The 17867-nt window shown below is 44.9% G+C and carries 17 protein-coding genes; 11 read left to right on the forward strand and 6 right to left on the reverse strand.

Features of this window, described 5'->3' with window-relative positions; genetic code table 11:
• Positions 1-66: 66 nt before the first annotated feature.
• The 4 genes from rpoH (at position 67) to FTU90_RS06965 (ending at position 2451) form a co-directional block, all read left to right on the forward strand.
• The gene (rpoH, locus tag FTU90_RS06950) at positions 67-936 is read left to right on the forward strand and encodes an RNA polymerase sigma factor RpoH (protein ID WP_005096567.1); all 870 of its coding nucleotides are present in this window, start codon (positions 67-69) and stop codon (positions 934-936) included.
• Positions 937-1055: 119 nt separating this feature from the next.
• Positions 1056-1421: a DUF423 domain-containing protein gene (locus FTU90_RS06955; RefSeq protein WP_005096565.1), complete on the forward strand. Its 366-nt coding sequence runs from the start codon at positions 1056-1058 to the stop codon at positions 1419-1421.
• A 35-nt stretch (positions 1422-1456) separates the two neighbouring features.
• Complete coding sequence (thiS, locus tag FTU90_RS06960) at positions 1457-1654, forward strand: sulfur carrier protein ThiS (RefSeq protein WP_159137934.1); 198 nt, start codon at positions 1457-1459, stop codon at positions 1652-1654.
• Positions 1655-1668: 14 nt separating this feature from the next.
• On the forward strand, positions 1669-2451 hold the full coding sequence (locus tag FTU90_RS06965; RefSeq protein ID WP_100329789.1) for a thiazole synthase: 783 nt from the start codon (positions 1669-1671) through the stop codon (positions 2449-2451).
• A 323-nt stretch (positions 2452-2774) separates the two neighbouring features.
• Here FTU90_RS06965 and FTU90_RS06970 read toward each other — a convergent pair whose 3' ends face one another.
• A complete protein-coding gene (locus FTU90_RS06970; protein WP_005171574.1) occupies positions 2775-3386 on the reverse strand; it encodes a glutathione binding-like protein in 612 nt (203 codons plus the stop codon).
• A 215-nt stretch (positions 3387-3601) separates the two neighbouring features.
• Between FTU90_RS06970 and FTU90_RS06975 the strand changes: the two genes are divergently transcribed.
• Together FTU90_RS06975 and trmB are read left to right on the forward strand one after the other, a co-directional pair.
• Positions 3602-5047 (forward strand): SulP family inorganic anion transporter, encoded by a 1446-nt coding sequence (locus FTU90_RS06975; protein ID WP_159137935.1) that lies wholly within the window; start codon positions 3602-3604, stop codon positions 5045-5047.
• A 151-nt stretch (positions 5048-5198) separates the two neighbouring features.
• Positions 5199-5915 carry a tRNA (guanosine(46)-N7)-methyltransferase TrmB gene (gene trmB / locus FTU90_RS06980; RefSeq protein WP_005096556.1) on the forward strand — a complete coding sequence of 239 codons (717 nt, stop codon included), beginning with the start codon at positions 5199-5201 and terminating at the stop codon, positions 5913-5915.
• Positions 5916-6006: 91 nt separating this feature from the next.
• Here trmB and FTU90_RS06985 read toward each other — a convergent pair whose 3' ends face one another.
• The 5 genes from FTU90_RS06985 to FTU90_RS07005 all read right to left on the reverse strand — a co-directional run bounded on the left by FTU90_RS06985 (position 6007) and on the right by FTU90_RS07005 (position 11190).
• Complete coding sequence (locus FTU90_RS06985) at positions 6007-6783, reverse strand: Rossmann-like and DUF2520 domain-containing protein (protein WP_180072098.1); 777 nt, start codon at positions 6781-6783, stop codon at positions 6007-6009.
• Positions 6784-6866: 83 nt separating this feature from the next.
• Positions 6867-7664 (reverse strand): thioesterase family protein, encoded by a 798-nt coding sequence (locus FTU90_RS06990; RefSeq protein ID WP_005096553.1) that lies wholly within the window; start codon positions 7662-7664, stop codon positions 6867-6869.
• 63 nt (positions 7665-7727) lie between these two features.
• Entirely contained in the window at positions 7728-8399 is a 672-nt protein-coding gene (locus tag FTU90_RS06995) for a class I SAM-dependent methyltransferase (RefSeq protein ID WP_180072099.1), read from the reverse strand.
• Positions 8400-8767: 368 nt separating this feature from the next.
• Positions 8768-10456 carry an AMP-binding protein gene (locus tag FTU90_RS07000; protein ID WP_180072100.1) on the reverse strand — a complete coding sequence of 563 codons (1689 nt, stop codon included), beginning with the start codon at positions 10454-10456 and terminating at the stop codon, positions 8768-8770.
• Between the two features lie 98 nt (positions 10457-10554).
• On the reverse strand, positions 10555-11190 hold the full coding sequence (locus tag FTU90_RS07005) for a TetR/AcrR family transcriptional regulator (protein ID WP_035337915.1): 636 nt from the start codon (positions 11188-11190) through the stop codon (positions 10555-10557).
• Between the two features lie 147 nt (positions 11191-11337).
• Here FTU90_RS07005 and FTU90_RS07010 point away from each other — a divergent pair, with 147 nt between their 5' ends.
• Genes FTU90_RS07010 through FTU90_RS07030 form a run of 5 tightly spaced genes read left to right on the forward strand, consistent with a single transcriptional unit; the run spans position 11338 to position 17867 of the window.
• Entirely contained in the window at positions 11338-12510 is a 1173-nt protein-coding gene (locus tag FTU90_RS07010; protein WP_005096545.1) for an isovaleryl-CoA dehydrogenase, read from the forward strand.
• A gap of 35 nt (positions 12511-12545) precedes the next feature.
• A complete protein-coding gene (locus tag FTU90_RS07015; RefSeq protein ID WP_179999576.1) occupies positions 12546-14147 on the forward strand; it encodes a carboxyl transferase domain-containing protein in 1602 nt (533 codons plus the stop codon).
• Between the two features lie 12 nt (positions 14148-14159).
• Positions 14160-14954: an enoyl-CoA hydratase/isomerase family protein gene (locus FTU90_RS07020; RefSeq protein WP_074382975.1), complete on the forward strand. Its 795-nt coding sequence runs from the start codon at positions 14160-14162 to the stop codon at positions 14952-14954.
• A gap of 19 nt (positions 14955-14973) precedes the next feature.
• The gene (locus FTU90_RS07025) at positions 14974-16968 is read left to right on the forward strand and encodes an acetyl/propionyl/methylcrotonyl-CoA carboxylase subunit alpha (RefSeq protein WP_180072101.1); all 1995 of its coding nucleotides are present in this window, start codon (positions 14974-14976) and stop codon (positions 16966-16968) included.
• Positions 16965-17867, forward strand: coding sequence for a hydroxymethylglutaryl-CoA lyase (locus FTU90_RS07030; RefSeq protein WP_005171595.1), 903 nt, complete (start codon positions 16965-16967; stop codon positions 17865-17867). The genes FTU90_RS07025 and FTU90_RS07030 overlap by 4 nt, the downstream gene beginning before the upstream one ends.

Genomic DNA, 17867 nt, shown 5'->3' on the forward strand with positions numbered 1-17867 from the left:
TTTGCGGAGAGATTGGATTAAGATAAAACCTATGTTTAGGGTTATCCCGCACTTCAAGGAGAACACATGAGTGACAGCCGCAATCAGTTGATGCCCCTGTCATTATCGGCGCCAGGGGTCAACCTCGGTGCTTATATCAGCACTGTCAATCAGATTCCGATTTTAACGGCCGAACAAGAAAAAGAGTTGGCTGAACGCTATTACTATGACCAGGATTTAGATGCAGCAAAAATGCTGGTCATGTCACATTTGCGTTTTGTGGTGCATATTGCACGCAGTTATGCAGGTTATGGTCTGCCACAAGGCGACCTGATTCAGGAAGGCAACCTGGGTCTGATGAAAGCTGTAAAACGTTTTGACCCGAATATGGGCGTACGTTTGGTGTCATTTGCTGTGCACTGGATTAAGGCGGAAATTCATGAATATGTGATCCGTAACTGGCGTATTGTTAAAATCGCCACCACCAAAGCGCAACGTAAACTGTTTTTTAATCTGCGTAGCCTGAAAAAATCATCGAAAAAGTTGACCCTCGCAGAAGCACAGTCGATTGCCAATGATTTAAATGTCACACCAGAACAAGTTCTGGAGATGGAAGGCCGTTTGACGGCATATGATGCTGCTTTTGATGCTTCCGGCGATGACGATGATGAAGGTTCAACTTATGTTGCACCGGCTTTGTATCTTGAAGATAACCGTTATGATCCGGCCCGTCTGATTGAAAATGAGGATTATGAGGAACAAAGTACCTCTGCTCTGCACGAAGCCATGGATCAGCTCGATGATCGTTCACGTAATATCTTGCAGCGCCGCTGGCTAGATGACGAGAAATCAACCCTGCATGAGCTGGCCGCCGAATATAACGTTTCCGCGGAACGTATTCGCCAACTCGAAAAAAATGCCATGGAAAAAATTAAAGTGGCGATGTCCTCCAATTAATACCAAATTCTGTTATTGATTTAATCTGAAAAAGCCTTCTTTGATGAAGGCTTTTTTATGTCCGAATTTTGAATTTATGCTAAGGTTGAGCGCAAACTTTATCAGGAAGATCAATTCAAATGTGGATTGCGATTTCAGCACTCAACTTGGCGCTTGCCGTGATGCTCGGTGCCTTTGGTGCACATGGTTTAAAAGCGCGCGCGACTGAAGCCCAGCTCGGCTGGTGGCAAACGGCAACGGATTATTTTTTCTATCATGCCTTAGGTTTGCTTATTCTGGCCTTGCTCGCGAAAGTCATTCCGACACTCCCGATTCAATGGAGTTTTTGGCTAATTCAGGTCGGTATTTTATTATTTTCTGGTTCACTGTATATCATGGCCTTGGGTTTACCACGTGGATTAGGCGCAATTACGCCAATTGGTGGTGCTTTAATGATTGCAGGATGGTTAATTCTGGCTTGGAATGCTTTAAAATACGCCAGATAAGTCTGAAAATCACTTAATCATGGAGGGTAGCTAGAATGATGATTTATATCAATGGCGAACAACAGGAAACTCACTGCAAGAATCTGCTGGAACTGATTCAGAGTATGGCTCTTGAGGGTAAGCGTTTTGCAGTTGAAGTCAATGAAATGATTATTCCTAAAAGCAAATTAGGCAATACGCCGATTTGCGATACAGACAAAATAGAAATTATTCACGCGGTCGGTGGCGGCTAATACTCGGGACAATTATGCAAGATTTATTACAGATTGGTTCACGCCAATTCCAGTCTCGCCTTTTGGTAGGCACAGGCAAATATAAAGATTTAAATGAAACTCAGCAAGCCATTCAAACCAGTGGCGCAGAGATTGTTACTGTCGCGATTCGTCGGGTCAATATTGGACAGCATCCAGATCAGCCGAATCTGCTGTCAGTCATTCCTCCGGAAAAATATACCATTTTGCCAAATACCGCAGGTTGCTTCGATGCAAATAGTGCCGTTCGCACCTGTATGCTGGCGCGTGAACTCCTTGATGGCCATAATCTGGTCAAGCTTGAAGTTTTAGGCGATGAAAAGACCTTATATCCAAATGTGACCGAAACCCTGAAAGCTGCACGTACCTTGATTGACGATGGCTTTGAGATCATGGTCTATACTTCGGATGATCCAATCGTGGCGCAAGAACTGGAAAGCATGGGCTGTGTGGCAATTATGCCTTTGGGCAGTCTGATTGGTTCGGGCTTGGGAATTCTCAATCCACATACCCTGTCGATTATTAAAGAAAATGCTAAAGTGCCTGTACTGGTCGATGCCGGTGTTGGTACTGCAAGTGATGCCGCAATTGCGATGGAACTGGGCTGTGATGGTGTACTGATGAATACGGCGATTGCGGCTGCACAGAATCCGGTACTCATGGCCTCAGCCATGAAAAAAGCAGTCGAAGCTGGCCGTGAAGCTTTTCTGGCCGGCCGTATGCCACGCAAACGTATGGCCAATGCCAGCTCGCCGGAAACTGGTTATTTCTTTAAATAATATTTAAAGTCTTGGATCATTTTTCAAATAAGGATTCTCAGGAGTCCTTATTTTTTTGACTAAAATTCATGCGCACAATTTAAGCTTAAATCATTCAGCTATTTGATCGAGCTTTTATAATAATGAACACTCGATAATAAAAATAAGGATGTACGCTGGCGCTACTCAACTGCAACGCGATGATCGACGTTCAAGTCTCATCAGCGATTTCATTTAAAGAATATTGATTTTGTTAATTTCTATTCACACTTTAATGATGAAGACTGACAAATAAAAACCGCTTTCAATAAAGCGGTTTTTTAAGCCTGATGATGAATACTCATTTATGGAATTAGACCTTCATCTCGCATTGCAATCTGTACAGACTGACGCTCTGCGACTTTATTGCGGATATGAATAATATTCTTATACGGACTTAAATCATGCTCAATATGATTCGACCAATTGGTCAACACAAACAGATAAGCATCGGCTGGGCCAAAGTTATCATCAACCAGATAGTCATTGTCTGATTCAGCAATCGCTTTGTCGATATAACTTAATAGACGATCGACTTCTGCATAGGCTTTTTTCTTTTCATCATCGGATAACTTGCCACCAAAGAACACCGCATAAGCATCATGCAATTCTGAATTGAGATAACCCAGCCATTCCAGAACTTTGGCACGCCCCATTCCAGATGGTGGAATCAGATCTTGTTTTGGATCGTGTTGAGCCAGAAAAGGTAAAATGGCTACGTTTTCTGTCAGGATCAGACCAGGATTAATTTCTAAGGCTGGTACATAGCCTTTAGGATTAATTTCGTAATAATCCGTACCTTTCTCTGTTTTATGTGTTTTTAAGTCAACACGTTCCAAATCAAAATCGACATTAATTTCATTTAAAATAATATGAGCTGCCAGTGAGCATGCACCCGGCGAATAGTAAAGCTTCATTTCTGATCCTTGTTATACACTTCTCTATGTTTTAAATCGCTTCTGTCAAACTTTCAAGTGATCAAACCTGTAAATTGCAAAAAAGCGTAACTGCCCCTCAGGACATTTACTCATTCAATATTCAGGAAATTAACGGCTTTTTCAAGCCCATCTCTGTAGATTTTTGACCGCATCTGTTTAAGATACCCAGGTTTTCCAAATTTAGATGATATTTCGTGATTAGCCTTAAAAAAGAAGAATGGTTTTCCAATGTTCGGACTGATGTACTCGCAGGTTTGGTGGTTGGACTGGCCTTAATTCCCGAGTCGATTGCCTTCTCTGCAATTGCTGGCGTCGATCCGCAGGTCGGTCTCTATGCTTCGTTTTGTATTGCTGTGACGATTGCTTTTTTTGGCGGCCGCCCTGCCATGATCTCAGCGGCTACGGGTGCGATGGCACTGCTGATGATTACGCTGGTAAAAGACCATGGACTGCAATATCTGCTGGTAGCGACTATTCTGACCGGAATTATTCAGGTCATTGCCGGTTATTTTAAAGTGGCCAAGTTGATGCGCTTTGTTTCGCAAGCTGTGGTGTATGGATTTTTGAATGCATTGGCAATTCTGATTTTTGTCGCACAGCTTCCCGAGATGCAAAAAATGGATGGGATGGGCTATCTGTTTATTGCCATGGGTCTGGCGATTATCTATCTATTTCCTTATCTGCCTAAAATTGGTAAAGCCATTCCTTCTCCGCTAATTTGCATCATCGTGCTGAGTGGACTGGCGCTGTTCTTGGGTACAGATATGCGAACCGTGAGTGATCTGGGGCAATTTCCGGACACCTTACCAGTGTTCCTGCTGCCGGAGATTCCGCTCAATCTGGAAACCCTACAAATTGTACTGCCTTATTCATTGACGCTGGCGACTGTCGGTTTGCTGGAAAGCATGATGACCACGACTGTAATTGATGAAGTCACCGGAACTGAAGGTGACCGTCATCAGGAATGTCGTGGTCAGGGTATGGCCAATATTGTCAGTGGTTTTATGGGTGGCATGGCCGGTTGTGCCATGATCGGTCAATCGATTATTAATGTGTCTTCCGGTGCACGAACCCGTTTATCGACGCTGATTGCCGGTGTATTTTTGCTGTGCCTGGTGGTGTTTCTGAAAGACTGGCTGGCTTATATTCCGATGGCGGCTTTGGTGGCGATTATGGTGATGGTCGCCTTTACCACTTTCCAGTGGGGTTCAGTCAAACAATTCAATAAACATCCGCTGGAATTTAATGTGGTTATGATTGCGGTGGTGCTGGTGGTTTTAGCCACCCATAATCTGGCACTGGGTGTATTTGTTGGCGTGCTACTTTCTGCCCTGTTCTTTATTAATAAACTGGAAAGAACCGTGCATGTATCTACCCATTTAAATTCAGCTCACTCCCGCAGCTATATTATTTCCGGACAGATTTTTTTCAGTAGTTCAGAAAAATTCTATCAGTTCTTTGACTTTAAAGAAAAGCTTGCACATGTCGAGCTGGATCTGACCCATGCACATATCTGGGATGTGACTTCAGTCAATATGCTGAATAACGTCATCCAGAAATTTAAAGCTCAAGGTATAGAGGTGACCGTGATTGGTTTAAATGAAGCCAGCAGCACCTTGATTGACCGTTTTAGGAGCTGAGGCATGATGATTAATAAAAGAGCCTCGCTTGGCTCTTTTATTGTATCTGGAAGATCTTGCCGATTTTTATGGAGAAATACCGAGAAAAGTTTGACTTGCTCGGCTCAGGACTTAAAATACCGCATTCTGAATTTTTAGATTTGCCAAAGTTATGTCGAACGATCAATTAGACCAGCAAGTCGTGGAGCTGGACAATTTAAGCGAGCACCGTGAAATCGTGACGTTTATGCGCCGCTCAATGCCGCTGAACACCTCTCAACGTACTGCGCTTGAACAATATGGTCACTTAATTTTGGAATATCCGGTGGGCGATTTACGTCAACACTTTGAACATCCTGAGCGTCCTTTAACGGTAGAAATCGGTTTTGGTATGGGCCGTTCTCTGGTGCTGATGGCCAAGGCCAATCCCGAGCGTAATTTTGTCGGGATTGAAGTTCATGTACCAGGCATTGCGCAGTGTATCTATGAAGCAGGTATGGCCGGCGTAACCAACTTACGTGTACTGGATGCTGATGCGATTCAAGTGCTGCGTGAAATGCCGGACAATAGTATCAATACGGTTCAGCTTTACTTCCCTGATCCATGGCAGAAAAAACGTCATTTTAAACGTCGTTTTGTTTCACATGAACGTATGCCACTGGTTGAGCAAAAGCTGGAGCTGGGCGGCACCTTCCATGCTGCAACGGATTGGGAACCATATGCAGAATGGATGCTTGAAGTTCTGGAAGAACGTCCACGTCTGGAAAACCTCGCAGGTAAAGGCAACAGCTATCCTCGTCCTGACTGGCGTCCACAAACCAAGTTTGAGCGTCGCGGCATTGAAGCCGGTCACAAGATTAATGACTTTATCTTCAAGAAAATTTCTTAATCTAGGTCTAAAAAAGCGCTGAAATGTCAGCGCTTTTTTATAGAGAAAATTTGTCTTTGAACCCTGCTCTGTAGATAAATCATTAGCTTCTTCATTTTTGATGACGCGTGAGAATCTGCTGGCTCAACAACTGATAGACATTTTGCAAATCTTCCCGCTGCATATGAACGAGCATCTGCTGATGCATATTCAGGATATTTTGATCACCACGCATGGCGGGGCCAGTCTGCATCTGCCTTGGATCATTTTCTGTGGCTTTATGGGCAGTTTCTAGTATTAAGGGATACAGCAGACTGAAATCGACCTGCTCGGCCTCGACAATCTGTTTGGCCATATCATAACAATAATTACTGAAATTACAGGCAAATACTGCGGCCAGATGCAAACTTAAGCGTTGTTCAGAGCTATAGTGATAGACTCTATTGCTTAGGCTATTTGCTAGATCATGCAGTTTTTCTTGATCTTCAGCATTATCCGCTTCAATAAATAAAGGCGTATTCGACCAGTCGATGTCACGCTCCAGACTAAAAGTCTGTAAAGGATAAAATACGCCTGAACGTGGGTGAACATCCTGCAAAACGTTTAAGTGGGTACTGCCAGAGGTATGCACAATCAGTACATCAGGAAGATAGGCATGTACCTGCTCGATGACAGATCGAATGGATTGGTCACTGACAGCAATGATTAAAAGATCAATTTCGGAATGCAGTAATTCAGGAGCGTTAATTGCCTGAGCCTTAAATTTAGATGCCAGCTGCTCTGCCTTGGCAAAACTGCGGCTATAGATTTGTACAAGCTCATGCTGTCCATTTAAGCCTTGGGCAAGATGAAAAGCAACTCGACCTGCCCCAATAATACTAATCCGCATTTACTGATCTTCCAGAATAATTGCGCATAGCATGCCAATAAAAAAAGGACGAAGCAATTCGTCCTTTTTATGTGAATCAGATTTTAAAATTTACGTAGCGTTAAAATTTGCTCACTGCGGCCAAATGGCCCATGAAGATCATGTAAAATTCCACTGGTTAAACCAATGCCATCTTCACCATATTGCTGTAGCACTTCTAGTCCTAGCCATGTGCCTTTAGGTAAACGATGCAAATGAATCTGCAAGTCCAGATTTGGAAAGCCCCATCCCGCATTTGGATCCTGACGCGGCACCACGCCATTGGCTGTATCCACCATTCCCATCAAACGGCTAAAGTCGCTGGTCGTCTGACCTTCTACCATTTCCAGGGCATTGGATAACCAGACGATACCTTTGCCCGCACGATGATCGACATGGGCACGGGTATTAATACTTTGAATATAACCACCTGGCCAGCAGCGCATCCCTTCCCACACCGGCAGGTCTTCAGGGTGCTGAACCGGAAAATCTTCCAGACCGGCGATCGCGCGGGTATCCGAAGTCATCATTTTCCAGGCACGTGCCACAATACAGGTTTTCCCGTTGGCACACATTTCTGCTTCAATAAGTTCGATGGTTTTACCCGGACGAATCATGCGCGTAGTAATGGAAAATTCACCAAAAGCAATCAGTCCAAAGATATCCAGACTCACCCGGCCAATGCGCATCTCTGCACGTGGCTGAAACTGTTCCAGTTCTGCACAAATAATGCCAGTCGCGGGCGCCATATGCTGCTCATGCGGATTCCATGCACCTTGCGCATGAATATTAGATTCATAATAAGCAGTGCTGCTGCCATCGGCATGCTGTTCGCGGTTGATGAAACGATAGTAGGCTGACATTGTTTTTACACTTCCTTGAATCTTATATTTAAATTTCTAGTTAACTGTTTCAGTTAGCTATGCTTATTTCTGTATAAAAAAACCATAATAATTCATGATTTGACAGTAAATTTTGCTATGTTTAAATCCGACTTTGGTTAAAAGCGCTGCTAAATCTTGGGCAGAGATTAAATGAAAATCCTGCTGTAATCGTTCAATCATTTTTTCGCTTTGTTGAATACTGAGTCCTGTCTGCTGTGCCATTTTTTGCAAGATTTTTAATTCAGTTTCATTTTCAGGTTGCATCAAGTCATAGGTTAACAGGATTCCATCAGTCTTAAGACTATCGGATATATCCTGAAAAAATTCAGCTTTATTTTCTGATGGAATAAAATGTGCCACCAAAATTGCTAGAGCCGCATCAAACTGATTATCTTGATTTAAGCTTTGTGTATCTGTCTGAATAAAACGAATCCGCTGCGATCCCAGGCCTAACCCAATATTTTTCTGCGCCTGTTCCAGCATAGTCGCCGATGGATCAATTGCAGTAAATGTCCAGTTTGGGTGGCGTTGCAACAGATAAGATAGCTCATAGCCTGTCCCGCAACCAACCACCAATATATGGGCAATTTCAGGTAAATGAGTGGTTAGAATGGCATCAATTTGCTGATGTACCAGTTCATAGCCGGGAATCAGTTTACGGATGTGCTCATCATAATTAGCGACGACGAGTTCACTATGGAAGTTTTTTGCCATATTTTCACTTTACCTCACACCATTCAACAGACTAAAGAGCATTAGGTTTATCAGTTATTACAATATTGATAAAGATTCCATCTAAAGGTTTTAAATTTTCGACCATTATCCTAAATCTAATCACATGACAGGCGACATGAATGTCGCCATTTTGCTGAAGGGACATGGATGTCCCTTCAGCAAAATAAAGGGCTTTTGTTTACTTTTAGCCCATCGAAAGTCAAAGCATGGCCTACACGTTAAAATTAAAATCTTTCTTTCTAAGTGAGGCTGTGCAGATCTTTCGCTTTTTCTTAATAGTTTCTCTTCAACTTTTTTTAATGATAAAAAAGTTGAAGAATTCACCAATCTCAAAAACTAAACAATACTTAAGCTATTTCCTTTAAGTTCAACTCTTCACGCATAAATTCACGTAATTTAAACTTCTGCGCCTTACCGGAAGCTGTCATCGGGAACTCATGGAAGAAACGCACATAGCGCGGCACTTTATTGTGTGAGATATGCTCGGCACAATACTGGCGAATAGTTTCTTCAGTACACGGATCGTTTTCATGCAAAATGATGCAGGCACAGAGTTCTTCACCATACTTATGATCTGGCACACCAATCACCTGAACATCTGAAACCGCAGGATGGGTATAAAGGAAGTCTTCAATTTCTTTGGGGAACAGGTTTTCACCGCCACGAATGACGACATCCTTGATTCGCCCCTTGATTTTGACAAAGCCTTCATCATCCATTTCAGCAATATCACCCGTATGCATCCAGCGCGCATTATCAATTACTTCTGCAGTTTTATCCTGATCTTCCCAATAACCGAGCATCACCGAATAACCACGCACACAGAGTTCACCGAGTTGTCCGCGCGGCACCACCTTGCCATCTTCATCGACAATTTTCACTTCCAGATGCGGATGTACCCGGCCGACTGTCGTAACACGCTGTTCAATGGAGTCTGCGGTAGAGCTTTGCGCACTGACCGGTGCGGTTTCAGTCATGCCATAGCAAATGGTGATATCTGACATATGCATCCGCTCAATCACACGCTGCATGATTTCCTGTGGACATGGACTGCCGGCCATAATGCCGGTACGTAAACTGCTCAGATCAAATTCATCAAACTGTTCATGCTCAAGAATGGCAATAAACATGGTCGGCACCCCATAAGCCGCCGTACATTTTTCTTGTTGAATGGCTTTGAGGGTTTCCAGAGGATTGAAAACGGCAGATGGATAAATCATGGCTGAACCATGGGTAATACAGGCCAGATTTCCCATCACCATACCAAAGCAGTGGAACAGTGGTACCGAAATACAAACCCGATCTTCTGGACTTAAATGAATGGCTTCACCGACAAAATAGCCATTATTTAAAATATTGTTATGGGTCAACATAGTACCTTTCGGATTCCCCGTTGTACCCGAGGTGAACTGAATATTGATGGTTTCATCAAACTGCAATTCACTCGAAATTTGCTGCAATTTTTCTAAGGCGTTTGCGCTTGGTTCCACCAATAAGTCCTGAAAACGATGTAGACCCGGATGTTCCTGTTCATCAATTTTAATCACATGCTTCAAATGCGGCAGACGCTCTGCATTGAGTAATTTACTTTCAGTCTGTGTTAGCTCAGGAGCAATTTTAGTCAGAATTTCCTGATAGTCAGTGGTTTTAAACTGCGCTGCAATCACCAGTCCCTTACAGGAGACCTTGTTTAAGACATATTCCAGTTCATTACTTTTATAAGCTGGATTCAAATTCACCAGAATAATCCCGGCCTTAAATGCAGCAAACTGGGTAATGGTCCATTCCACACAGTTCGGCGACCAGATGGCCAGACGGTCACCTTTTTCCAGGCCCAGTTTCTGCAAACTACAGGCAAAAGCATTCACTTGCTGCTGCAACTGCTGATAGCTCAGACGCACATTCTGGTGCAAGCTGACGATTGCATCAGAATATGCATACTGTTCGCATGCCTGATCAAATTTTTCGCCAATTGTCATGCCCAATAAGGGTTGGCTGCTTGTTCCGTAGGCATAGCTTAACCGTACTTGTGTCATTGAATCGATCTCCTTGATTCTTTGTAATTCTGATTTTCAACTCTATTAATTGTTTTTTGACCACGACAACCCTGTCTTCCTGCCTGTTTTTTTGTGTTTTATGCTCCTGCTACTCCCTCCTGTCGACGTACTGCGTTGACACAAAAATCGGCAATCTGTTTGACAAAGTGATCCTTATAATTTTGATCAAACCTGATATTCCGAGATGGATTCAAAGGTTCAATTACCACAAAGGTCATGGAACCAACCACACCCAGCGCTGCGGTATTTAAATCTTCAAATTCAAACTCGCCATTGACTTTTCCTTCAGCCAAAATTTCCTTAATGCTTTGCTTGATTAGCTGTTTACTGTGAAAACGCTCATGTTCCATTTCCGGATCGACCGGTTCGAACATCAGCGAATACGCCAACTGGGGGCTGTTCATGGCTCGCTTCACAAAAGTTGTAACAGATTTTTGCAATTTCTGTTTTGGCGATAAATCCGAGGCAGCAATGTGATTTAAAATCTCAATCTCAAGCCGAATTGCTTCTGACAAAACCTGAATCAAAATCTGATTCTTGTTTTCGAAATATCGATATACCAAGCCTGTAGAAACGCCTGCACGTTCTGCAATCGCCTGAATCGACGCCTCTTTAAAGCCCCCTTGAGTAATCAGCTCACGAGCAGATTGCAAGATCGCCAAGCGATTTTGCTCCATTCGTTCCTGCATCAATGATGATCTTTTATAACTCATAAAATTAATCTCAACAAGATAAAATGAATTGTAAATCATTTTGTGAATATTGATTCACTTTTTTAAATTTTCGATGTATGTTAAATAACAAGCACAACAAAAATGCTTTTTTGGATACAACAAATAGAACCACAGGATGGATGAACAATGAATTTACAAAGCTTGGATTTCGGTTTGGACGAAACACTTATTGCACTTCGTGATTCAGTGGCTGCATTTTGCGCCAAGGAAATTGCTCCAATTGCTCAACAAGTGGACCGTGACAATGAATTCCCTGCTCACCTTTGGAAAAAATTTGGCGAGATGGGCCTGCTCGGTCTGACGGTCAGTGAGGAATATGGCGGTTCAAATTTCGGTTATCTGGCGCACATCATTGCCATGCAGGAAATTTCCCGCGCTTCAGCATCGATTGGTTTGTCCTATGGCGCACATTCTAACCTATGTGTAAACCAGATTAAGCGTAATGGCAGTGAAGAACAGAAACAGCGCTATCTGCCCAAACTGGTATCTGGTGATTATGTCGGTGCATTGGCCATGTCCGAACCCAATGCCGGATCCGATGTGGTCAGCATGAAACTCAAAGCTGAAGACAAAGGTGATCATTACCTGCTGAATGGTTCGAAAATGTGGATCACCAATGGCGGCGATGCCGATGTACTGGTGGTCTACGCAAAAACCGATTTACAAGCCGGTGCCAAAGGCATGACCGCTTTTCTGGTTGAAAAAAATATGCCGGGGTTTAGTCACGGTACGCACCTAGACAAACTCGGCATGCGTGGCTCAAACACTTATCCACTATTTTTTGACAATGTCGCAGTGCCAAAAGAAAACGTGCTCGGCGGTGTCGGCAATGGCACCAAAGTGCTGATGAGCGGTCTGGACTATGAACGTGCTGTTTTAAGTGCAGGCCCACTCGGCATTATGGATGCCTGTATGGATACCGTGATTCCGTATATTCATGATCGTAAACAGTTTGGTCAGGCGCTGGGTGAATTCCAGTTGATGCAGGGCAAAATTGCTGACATGTATTCCACCTGGCTGGCCTGTAAAGCCCTGGTCTATGCAGTTGGCGCAGAATGTGACAAGGCAGAGCATAGCCGTAGCCTGCGTAAAGATGCCGCCAGTGCGATTTTATATGCAGCTGAAAAAGCCACCTGGATGGCGGGCGAAACCATTCAAACCTTGGGTGGCAACGGTTATATCAACGAGTTTGCTGCGGGACGTCTATGGCGCGATGCCAAACTGTATGAAATTGGCGCAGGCACCTCAGAAATTCGCCGCATGCTGATTGGCCGCGAACTGTTTAATGAAACTGCCTAAAAAATAAATCACAAGAATAGACAAGGATGTTCGGCATGAATCAATTAAAGAGCAAAATTAATATTCGCAGCGACGAATTTAAAAACAACCAGACGGCGATGCAAAATCTGGTCGAAGACCTGAAACAGAAAGTCCAAAAAATTGCCTTGGGTGGGGGTGAAACTGCCCGTCAAAAACATTTGGATCGCGGTAAATTATTGGCCAGAGAACGTATTGATCATCTGATTGATCCTGGTACGGCATTTATTGAAATTGGACAACTGGCTGCCTATCAGGTCTATCAGGACGATGTGCCTGCTGCGGGCGTGGTCGCTGGCGTTGGTCAGGTCAATGGCGTGACCTGCATGATTATTGCCAATGATGCGACTGTTAAAGGTGGCACTTATTATCCATTGACCGTGAAAAAACATTTACGTGCTCAGGAAATTGCCGAGCAGAATCATTTGACCTGTATTTATCTGGTCGATTCTGGCGGTGCCTATTTGCCGCTACAAGATGAAGTCTTCCCGGATCGTGATCACTTCGGACGTATTTTCTATAATCAGGCGCGTATGTCGAGCCAAGGCATTGCCCAGATTGCCGTGGTAATGGGCAGTTGTACGGCGGGTGGTGCCTATGTGCCTGCCATGTCGGATGAAACTATTATTGTGCGCAATCAGGGAACCATTTTCCTCGGTGGCCCGCCACTGGTCAAAGCAGCAACCGGTGAAGTGGTTTCCAGTGAAGACCTTGGTGGTGGTGATGTGCATACCCGCCTCTCCGGTGTAGCCGATCATCTGGCTGAAAATGACCAGCATGCCCTGGAAATTGCCCGCAATATTGTGGCCAATTTAAATAAAAAACCAAATCCGTTGCCTGAACATGTGGAAGCACCTTTGTTTGATGCTTCAGAGCTATACGGTATCGTGCCAACAGATTCGCGTAAACCTTTTGATGTCCGTGAAGTGATTGCCCGGATTGTCGATGGTTCGCGTTTTGACGAATTCAAGGCTCGATTTGGTACTACCCTGATTACCGGATTTGCCAGCCTATACGGTATGCCAGTCGGGATTATTGCCAATAACGGCATTCTGTTTTCCGAGTCAGCACAAAAAGGTGCGCATTTTATTGAGCTGTGCTGTCAGCGCAATATTCCGCTGCTGTTTATTCAGAATATCACTGGCTTTATGGTTGGCCGCCAGTATGAAAATGAAGGCATTGCCAAAAATGGCGCCAAACTGGTGATGGCTGTGGCCAATGCCAATGTGCCTAAACTGACCATGGTGATTGGCGGCTCATTTGGTGCCGGCAACTATGGTATGTGTGGCCGTGCGTATTCACCACGCTTTATGTGGACTTGGCCAAACTCACGTATTTCAGTGATGGGCGGTGAACAGGCCTCCAGCGTATTGTCGACCTTAAAACGTGATCAGATTGAAGCCAAAGGCGCTAACTGGTCTGCGGAAGAAGAAGATCAGTTTAAACAGCCAATTCGTGATCAGTACGAACGCCAAGGTCATCCCTATTATGCCTCTGCACGTTTATGGGATGACGGTGTCATTGACCCTGCCCAGTCTCGTGAAGTGTTAGGTCTTAGTTTAGCTGCAGCACTGAATGCGCCAATCCAGCCGACCAAGTTTGGCGTGTTCCGCATGTAAGAGGTGAAAAAAATGACATATCAATTTTTACAGCTCGAACAGCAAAATCAAGTGGCAACTGTCTGGATTAATCGCGCTGAACTGCACAATGCCTTTAATACTCAGGTCATTGAAGAATTGTATCGCTGCTTCCAATCTTTAAATAGCCGTGATGATGTACGTGTGGTGATTCTGGCAGGGCGCGGCAAAAGCTTTTCGGCTGGTGCCGATCTGAACTGGATGAAGCAGGCCGGTCAGGCTTCTCAAGCAGACAACGAAGCAGATGCATTAAAACTGGCGAAAATGCTGCAAAGCCTAGCGACTTTAAAGCAGCCAACCATCGCCCGGGTGCATGGCATTGCTTTTGGCGGTGGTATGGGTCTGGCATCAGCTTGTGATATTTGCGTGGCCAGCACCGATGCCAAGTTTGCCACCTCTGAAGTACGCCTAGGTCTGGCACCTTCGACCATCAGCCCGTATGTGATTCGTGCGATTGGTGCGCGTCAGGCTTCACGTTATTTCCTGACCGCCGAGCGAATTTCTGCGGAACAGGCCAAAACCATTGGACTGGCGCATGAAGTCACTCCACCGGAACAGCTCGACAGCAAAATTGATGAAATTGTGGAAGCCCTGTTACTCGGTGGCCCTGCTGCACAAAATTCCTCAAAACAACTGATTCAACTGGTCGACCAACAGGTTTTGACCGAAGATTTACTTCTTAAAACAGCACAGCATATTGCCCATATTCGCCAGGGAGATGAGGCGAAAAATGGACTGAATGCATTTTTAAACAAACAAAGCCCGGCCTGGATCAAGACCACGGCATAACAACAAGAAGGATGCTACGATGTTTGAAAAGATTTTAATTGCCAACCGTGGTGAAATTGCCTGCCGTGTGATTCGTACAGCAAAAAAACTCGGTATTGCCACCGTTGCCGTATACTCCGATGCCGATGCACAGGCACAGCATGTCAAACTGGCGGATGAAGCGATCTATATTGGTGAATCGCCAGCAGCACAAAGCTATTTACAGATCGAACGTATTATTCAGGCGGCCAAAAACACCGGTGCGCAAGCAATTCACCCAGGTTATGGCTTTTTGTCGGAAAATGACCAGTTTGCCCTGGCCTGTCAGGACAATAATATTGTCTTTATTGGCCCGCCTGTCGATGCCATTTTGGCGATGGGTCTCAAAGCCACCTCTAAAGCGTTGATGGAAAAAGCTGGTGTGCCTTTAACCCCGGGCTATCACGGTAGCAATCAGGATGCCGACTTCCTGAAACAGCAGGCTGACAGTATTGGCTATCCGGTGCTGATCAAGGCCAGTGCTGGCGGTGGTGGTAAAGGCATGCGTCTAGTGGAACGCAGCGAAGATTTTCTTAGCTCGCTTGCTTCATGTAAGAGTGAAGCACGCTCTAGTTTTGGTAATGAAGATGTACTGATTGAACGTTATGTGATTCAACCACGTCATATTGAAGTTCAGGTGTTTGGTGATACTCACGGCAACTATGTACATCTGTTTGAGCGTGATTGTTCGGTACAACGTCGCCACCAGAAAGTGCTGGAAGAAGCGCCTGCACCGAAAATGCCGGAAGACAAACTGGAGGCGATGCGTCAGGCAGCAATCGATGCTGCGCGTGCAGTAAATTATGTCGGTGCCGGTACAGTCGAGTTTATCGTGGAGCAAGACGGCACAGCTTACTTCATGGAAATGAACACCCGTCTTCAGGTTGAACATCCAGTGACGGAAATGATTACCGGACAGGATCTGGTGGAATGGCAACTGCGCGTAGCTTTTGGTGAGCCTTTACCAAAGCAACAGCATGAATTGCAGATTCATGGACATGCACTCGAAGCCCGTGTCTATGCCGAAGAACCGGAAAAAGGCTTTATTCCTGCGATTGGTCAGATCAGCTACCTGCATTATCCGGAGCAAAGTGACTGTGTACGTGTCGATAGCGGTATTGTCGAAGGTGATGAAATCAGCACCTATTATGATCCGATGATTGCCAAACTGATTGTCTGGGGCAAAAACCGCGAAGCTGCTTTAACGCAAATGCATCATGCCCTGGGCCATTTCCATGTGGATGGTTTGGGCAATAATATTGCATTCCTCGACCGTTTGGTGCTGTGTGATTCGTTTAAAAATGCCCATCTGGATACCGGCCTGATTCAACGTGAAGAAGAGTTCTTATTAAAACCTTCGACTGAGATCAATGCTGAACTGATCGTTAGTGCTGCATTCATCGAATTATTATCACGCCAAGCTCAAAACCCGGTTGCGAATAACTCAGTCTGGCAACAACACGCTTTCTGGCGCCTGAATCAGCAAAATGCATATACAGTGCAATTACAACGCAATGGCATTATGCTTAAAGTTCAGTTCAGTACGCAAGAGCAAGGTTTTATCGCCACTTATAATGGTCAGCAGATTCAGCTACAAGGTCAGTTGATTGATGCACATACTTTAGCTTTGCAACTGGCAGGCAAACAGCAAAAACTGGCCTTTAGCCAGACTGAACATGGCATTACCCTGTTCCAGAATGGTCAGACACATAAATTCGAGTCTATCCAGCCGGATTATGATCAGCATGATGATCAAGGGACAGAAAACAACCTCACTGCACCAATGCCAGGTGTGATCACGCAAGTACTGGTCGCTGCCAATGACAAGGTCAAAAAAGACGATGTCTTGATGACGCTGGAAGCGATGAAAATTGAATACTCGATTCGTGCACCACATGACGGCATCATCGCCAGTTCATATTTCCAGAAAGGTGATCAGGTCAAAGCCGGTGATGAACTGCTTGAGTTCCAGCCACTGACGGAGGATGTTGCATGACCGAATTTGTCAAAATTGTAGAAGTCGGGCCACGCGATGGCCTGCAAAATGAAAAAACGCCATTAACGCTGGATGATCGGAAAAATCTGATTCTGGATCTGATGAAAACCGGTTTACAGGCGATTGAAGTCGGTTCCTGTGTTTCAGCCAAATGGGTGCCACAAATGGCAGACAGCGATCAGCTGTTTGCCGGCTTGCCCAAAGACCCAAATATTCAGTTCAGTTTACTCACCCCAAACCTGAAGGGCTTTGAAGCAGCGCTGGCGGTGGGTTGCAAGGAAGTTGCGGTCTTTACCGCAGCGTCCGAAAGCTTTACCCGCAAAAATATCAATTGCTCGATTGATGAAAGCTTGGAGAAGTTTGCCGATGTGATGGCGGCCGCCAAAGCCAATGATATTCGGGTACGCGGTTATGTGTCCTGTATGGTGGACTGCCCTTATGAAGGTGCGATTGATCCGAAACAGGTGGTCAAAGTCACCCAACGTTTGCTGGATATGGGCTGCTATGAAGTGTCGTTGGGTGAAACCATTGGTACAGCCACACCGGATCGGGTGCAAAAAGTCTGGGATGCTTGCCTGGCTCAGATCGATACCAAGGTTTTGGCAGGTCATTTCCATAATACCTATGGCATGGCCATCGCCAATATTTACCAGTCGCTGTTACAAGGCATCCGGGTATTTGATTCATCCATTGCCGGTCTGGGTGGCTGTCCTTATGCCAAGGGTGCTTCAGGCAATGTTTCAACTGAAGACCTGTATTACCTGCTCTCGAATATGGGCTTTGAAACCGGTATTCAACTGGATGCCCTGATGCAGGCCAGCCGTAATATCAGTGAGGTGTTGCAGCGCAATAATCCCTCCAATTATGCCAATGCCTATTGGCAAAAAGCCTGTGCCTAA

The organism is Acinetobacter sp. YH12200, from assembly GCF_013418175.1.
GTDB lineage: Bacteria > Pseudomonadota > Gammaproteobacteria > Pseudomonadales > Moraxellaceae > Acinetobacter > Acinetobacter pseudolwoffii.

Excerpts from the sequence above, each read along its gene's own strand:
- rpoH (WP_005096567.1), top strand. The coding sequence starts at position 67 with ATGAGTGACAGCCGCAATCAGTTGATGCCCCTGTCATTATCGGCGCCA.
- FTU90_RS06955 (WP_005096565.1), top strand. The coding sequence starts at position 1,056 with ATGTGGATTGCGATTTCAGCACTCAACTTGGCGCTTGCCGTGATGCTC.
- thiS (WP_159137934.1), top strand. The coding sequence starts at position 1,457 with ATGATGATTTATATCAATGGCGAACAACAGGAAACTCACTGCAAGAAT.
- FTU90_RS06965 (WP_100329789.1), top strand. The coding sequence starts at position 1,669 with ATGCAAGATTTATTACAGATTGGTTCACGCCAATTCCAGTCTCGCCTT.
- FTU90_RS06970 (WP_005171574.1), bottom strand. The coding sequence starts at position 3,386 with ATGAAGCTTTACTATTCGCCGGGTGCATGCTCACTGGCAGCTCATATT.
- trmB (WP_005096556.1), top strand. The coding sequence starts at position 5,199 with ATGTCGAACGATCAATTAGACCAGCAAGTCGTGGAGCTGGACAATTTA.
- FTU90_RS06985 (WP_180072098.1), bottom strand. The coding sequence starts at position 6,783 with ATGCGGATTAGTATTATTGGGGCAGGTCGAGTTGCTTTTCATCTTGCC.
- FTU90_RS06990 (WP_005096553.1), bottom strand. The coding sequence starts at position 7,664 with ATGTCAGCCTACTATCGTTTCATCAACCGCGAACAGCATGCCGATGGC.
- FTU90_RS06995 (WP_180072099.1), bottom strand. The coding sequence starts at position 8,399 with ATGGCAAAAAACTTCCATAGTGAACTCGTCGTCGCTAATTATGATGAG.
- FTU90_RS07000 (WP_180072100.1), bottom strand. The coding sequence starts at position 10,456 with ATGACACAAGTACGGTTAAGCTATGCCTACGGAACAAGCAGCCAACCC.
- FTU90_RS07005 (WP_035337915.1), bottom strand. The coding sequence starts at position 11,190 with ATGAGTTATAAAAGATCATCATTGATGCAGGAACGAATGGAGCAAAAT.
- FTU90_RS07010 (WP_005096545.1), top strand. The coding sequence starts at position 11,338 with ATGAATTTACAAAGCTTGGATTTCGGTTTGGACGAAACACTTATTGCA.
- FTU90_RS07015 (WP_179999576.1), top strand. The coding sequence starts at position 12,546 with ATGAATCAATTAAAGAGCAAAATTAATATTCGCAGCGACGAATTTAAA.
- FTU90_RS07020 (WP_074382975.1), top strand. The coding sequence starts at position 14,160 with ATGACATATCAATTTTTACAGCTCGAACAGCAAAATCAAGTGGCAACT.
- FTU90_RS07025 (WP_180072101.1), top strand. The coding sequence starts at position 14,974 with ATGTTTGAAAAGATTTTAATTGCCAACCGTGGTGAAATTGCCTGCCGT.
- FTU90_RS07030 (WP_005171595.1), top strand. The coding sequence starts at position 16,965 with ATGACCGAATTTGTCAAAATTGTAGAAGTCGGGCCACGCGATGGCCTG.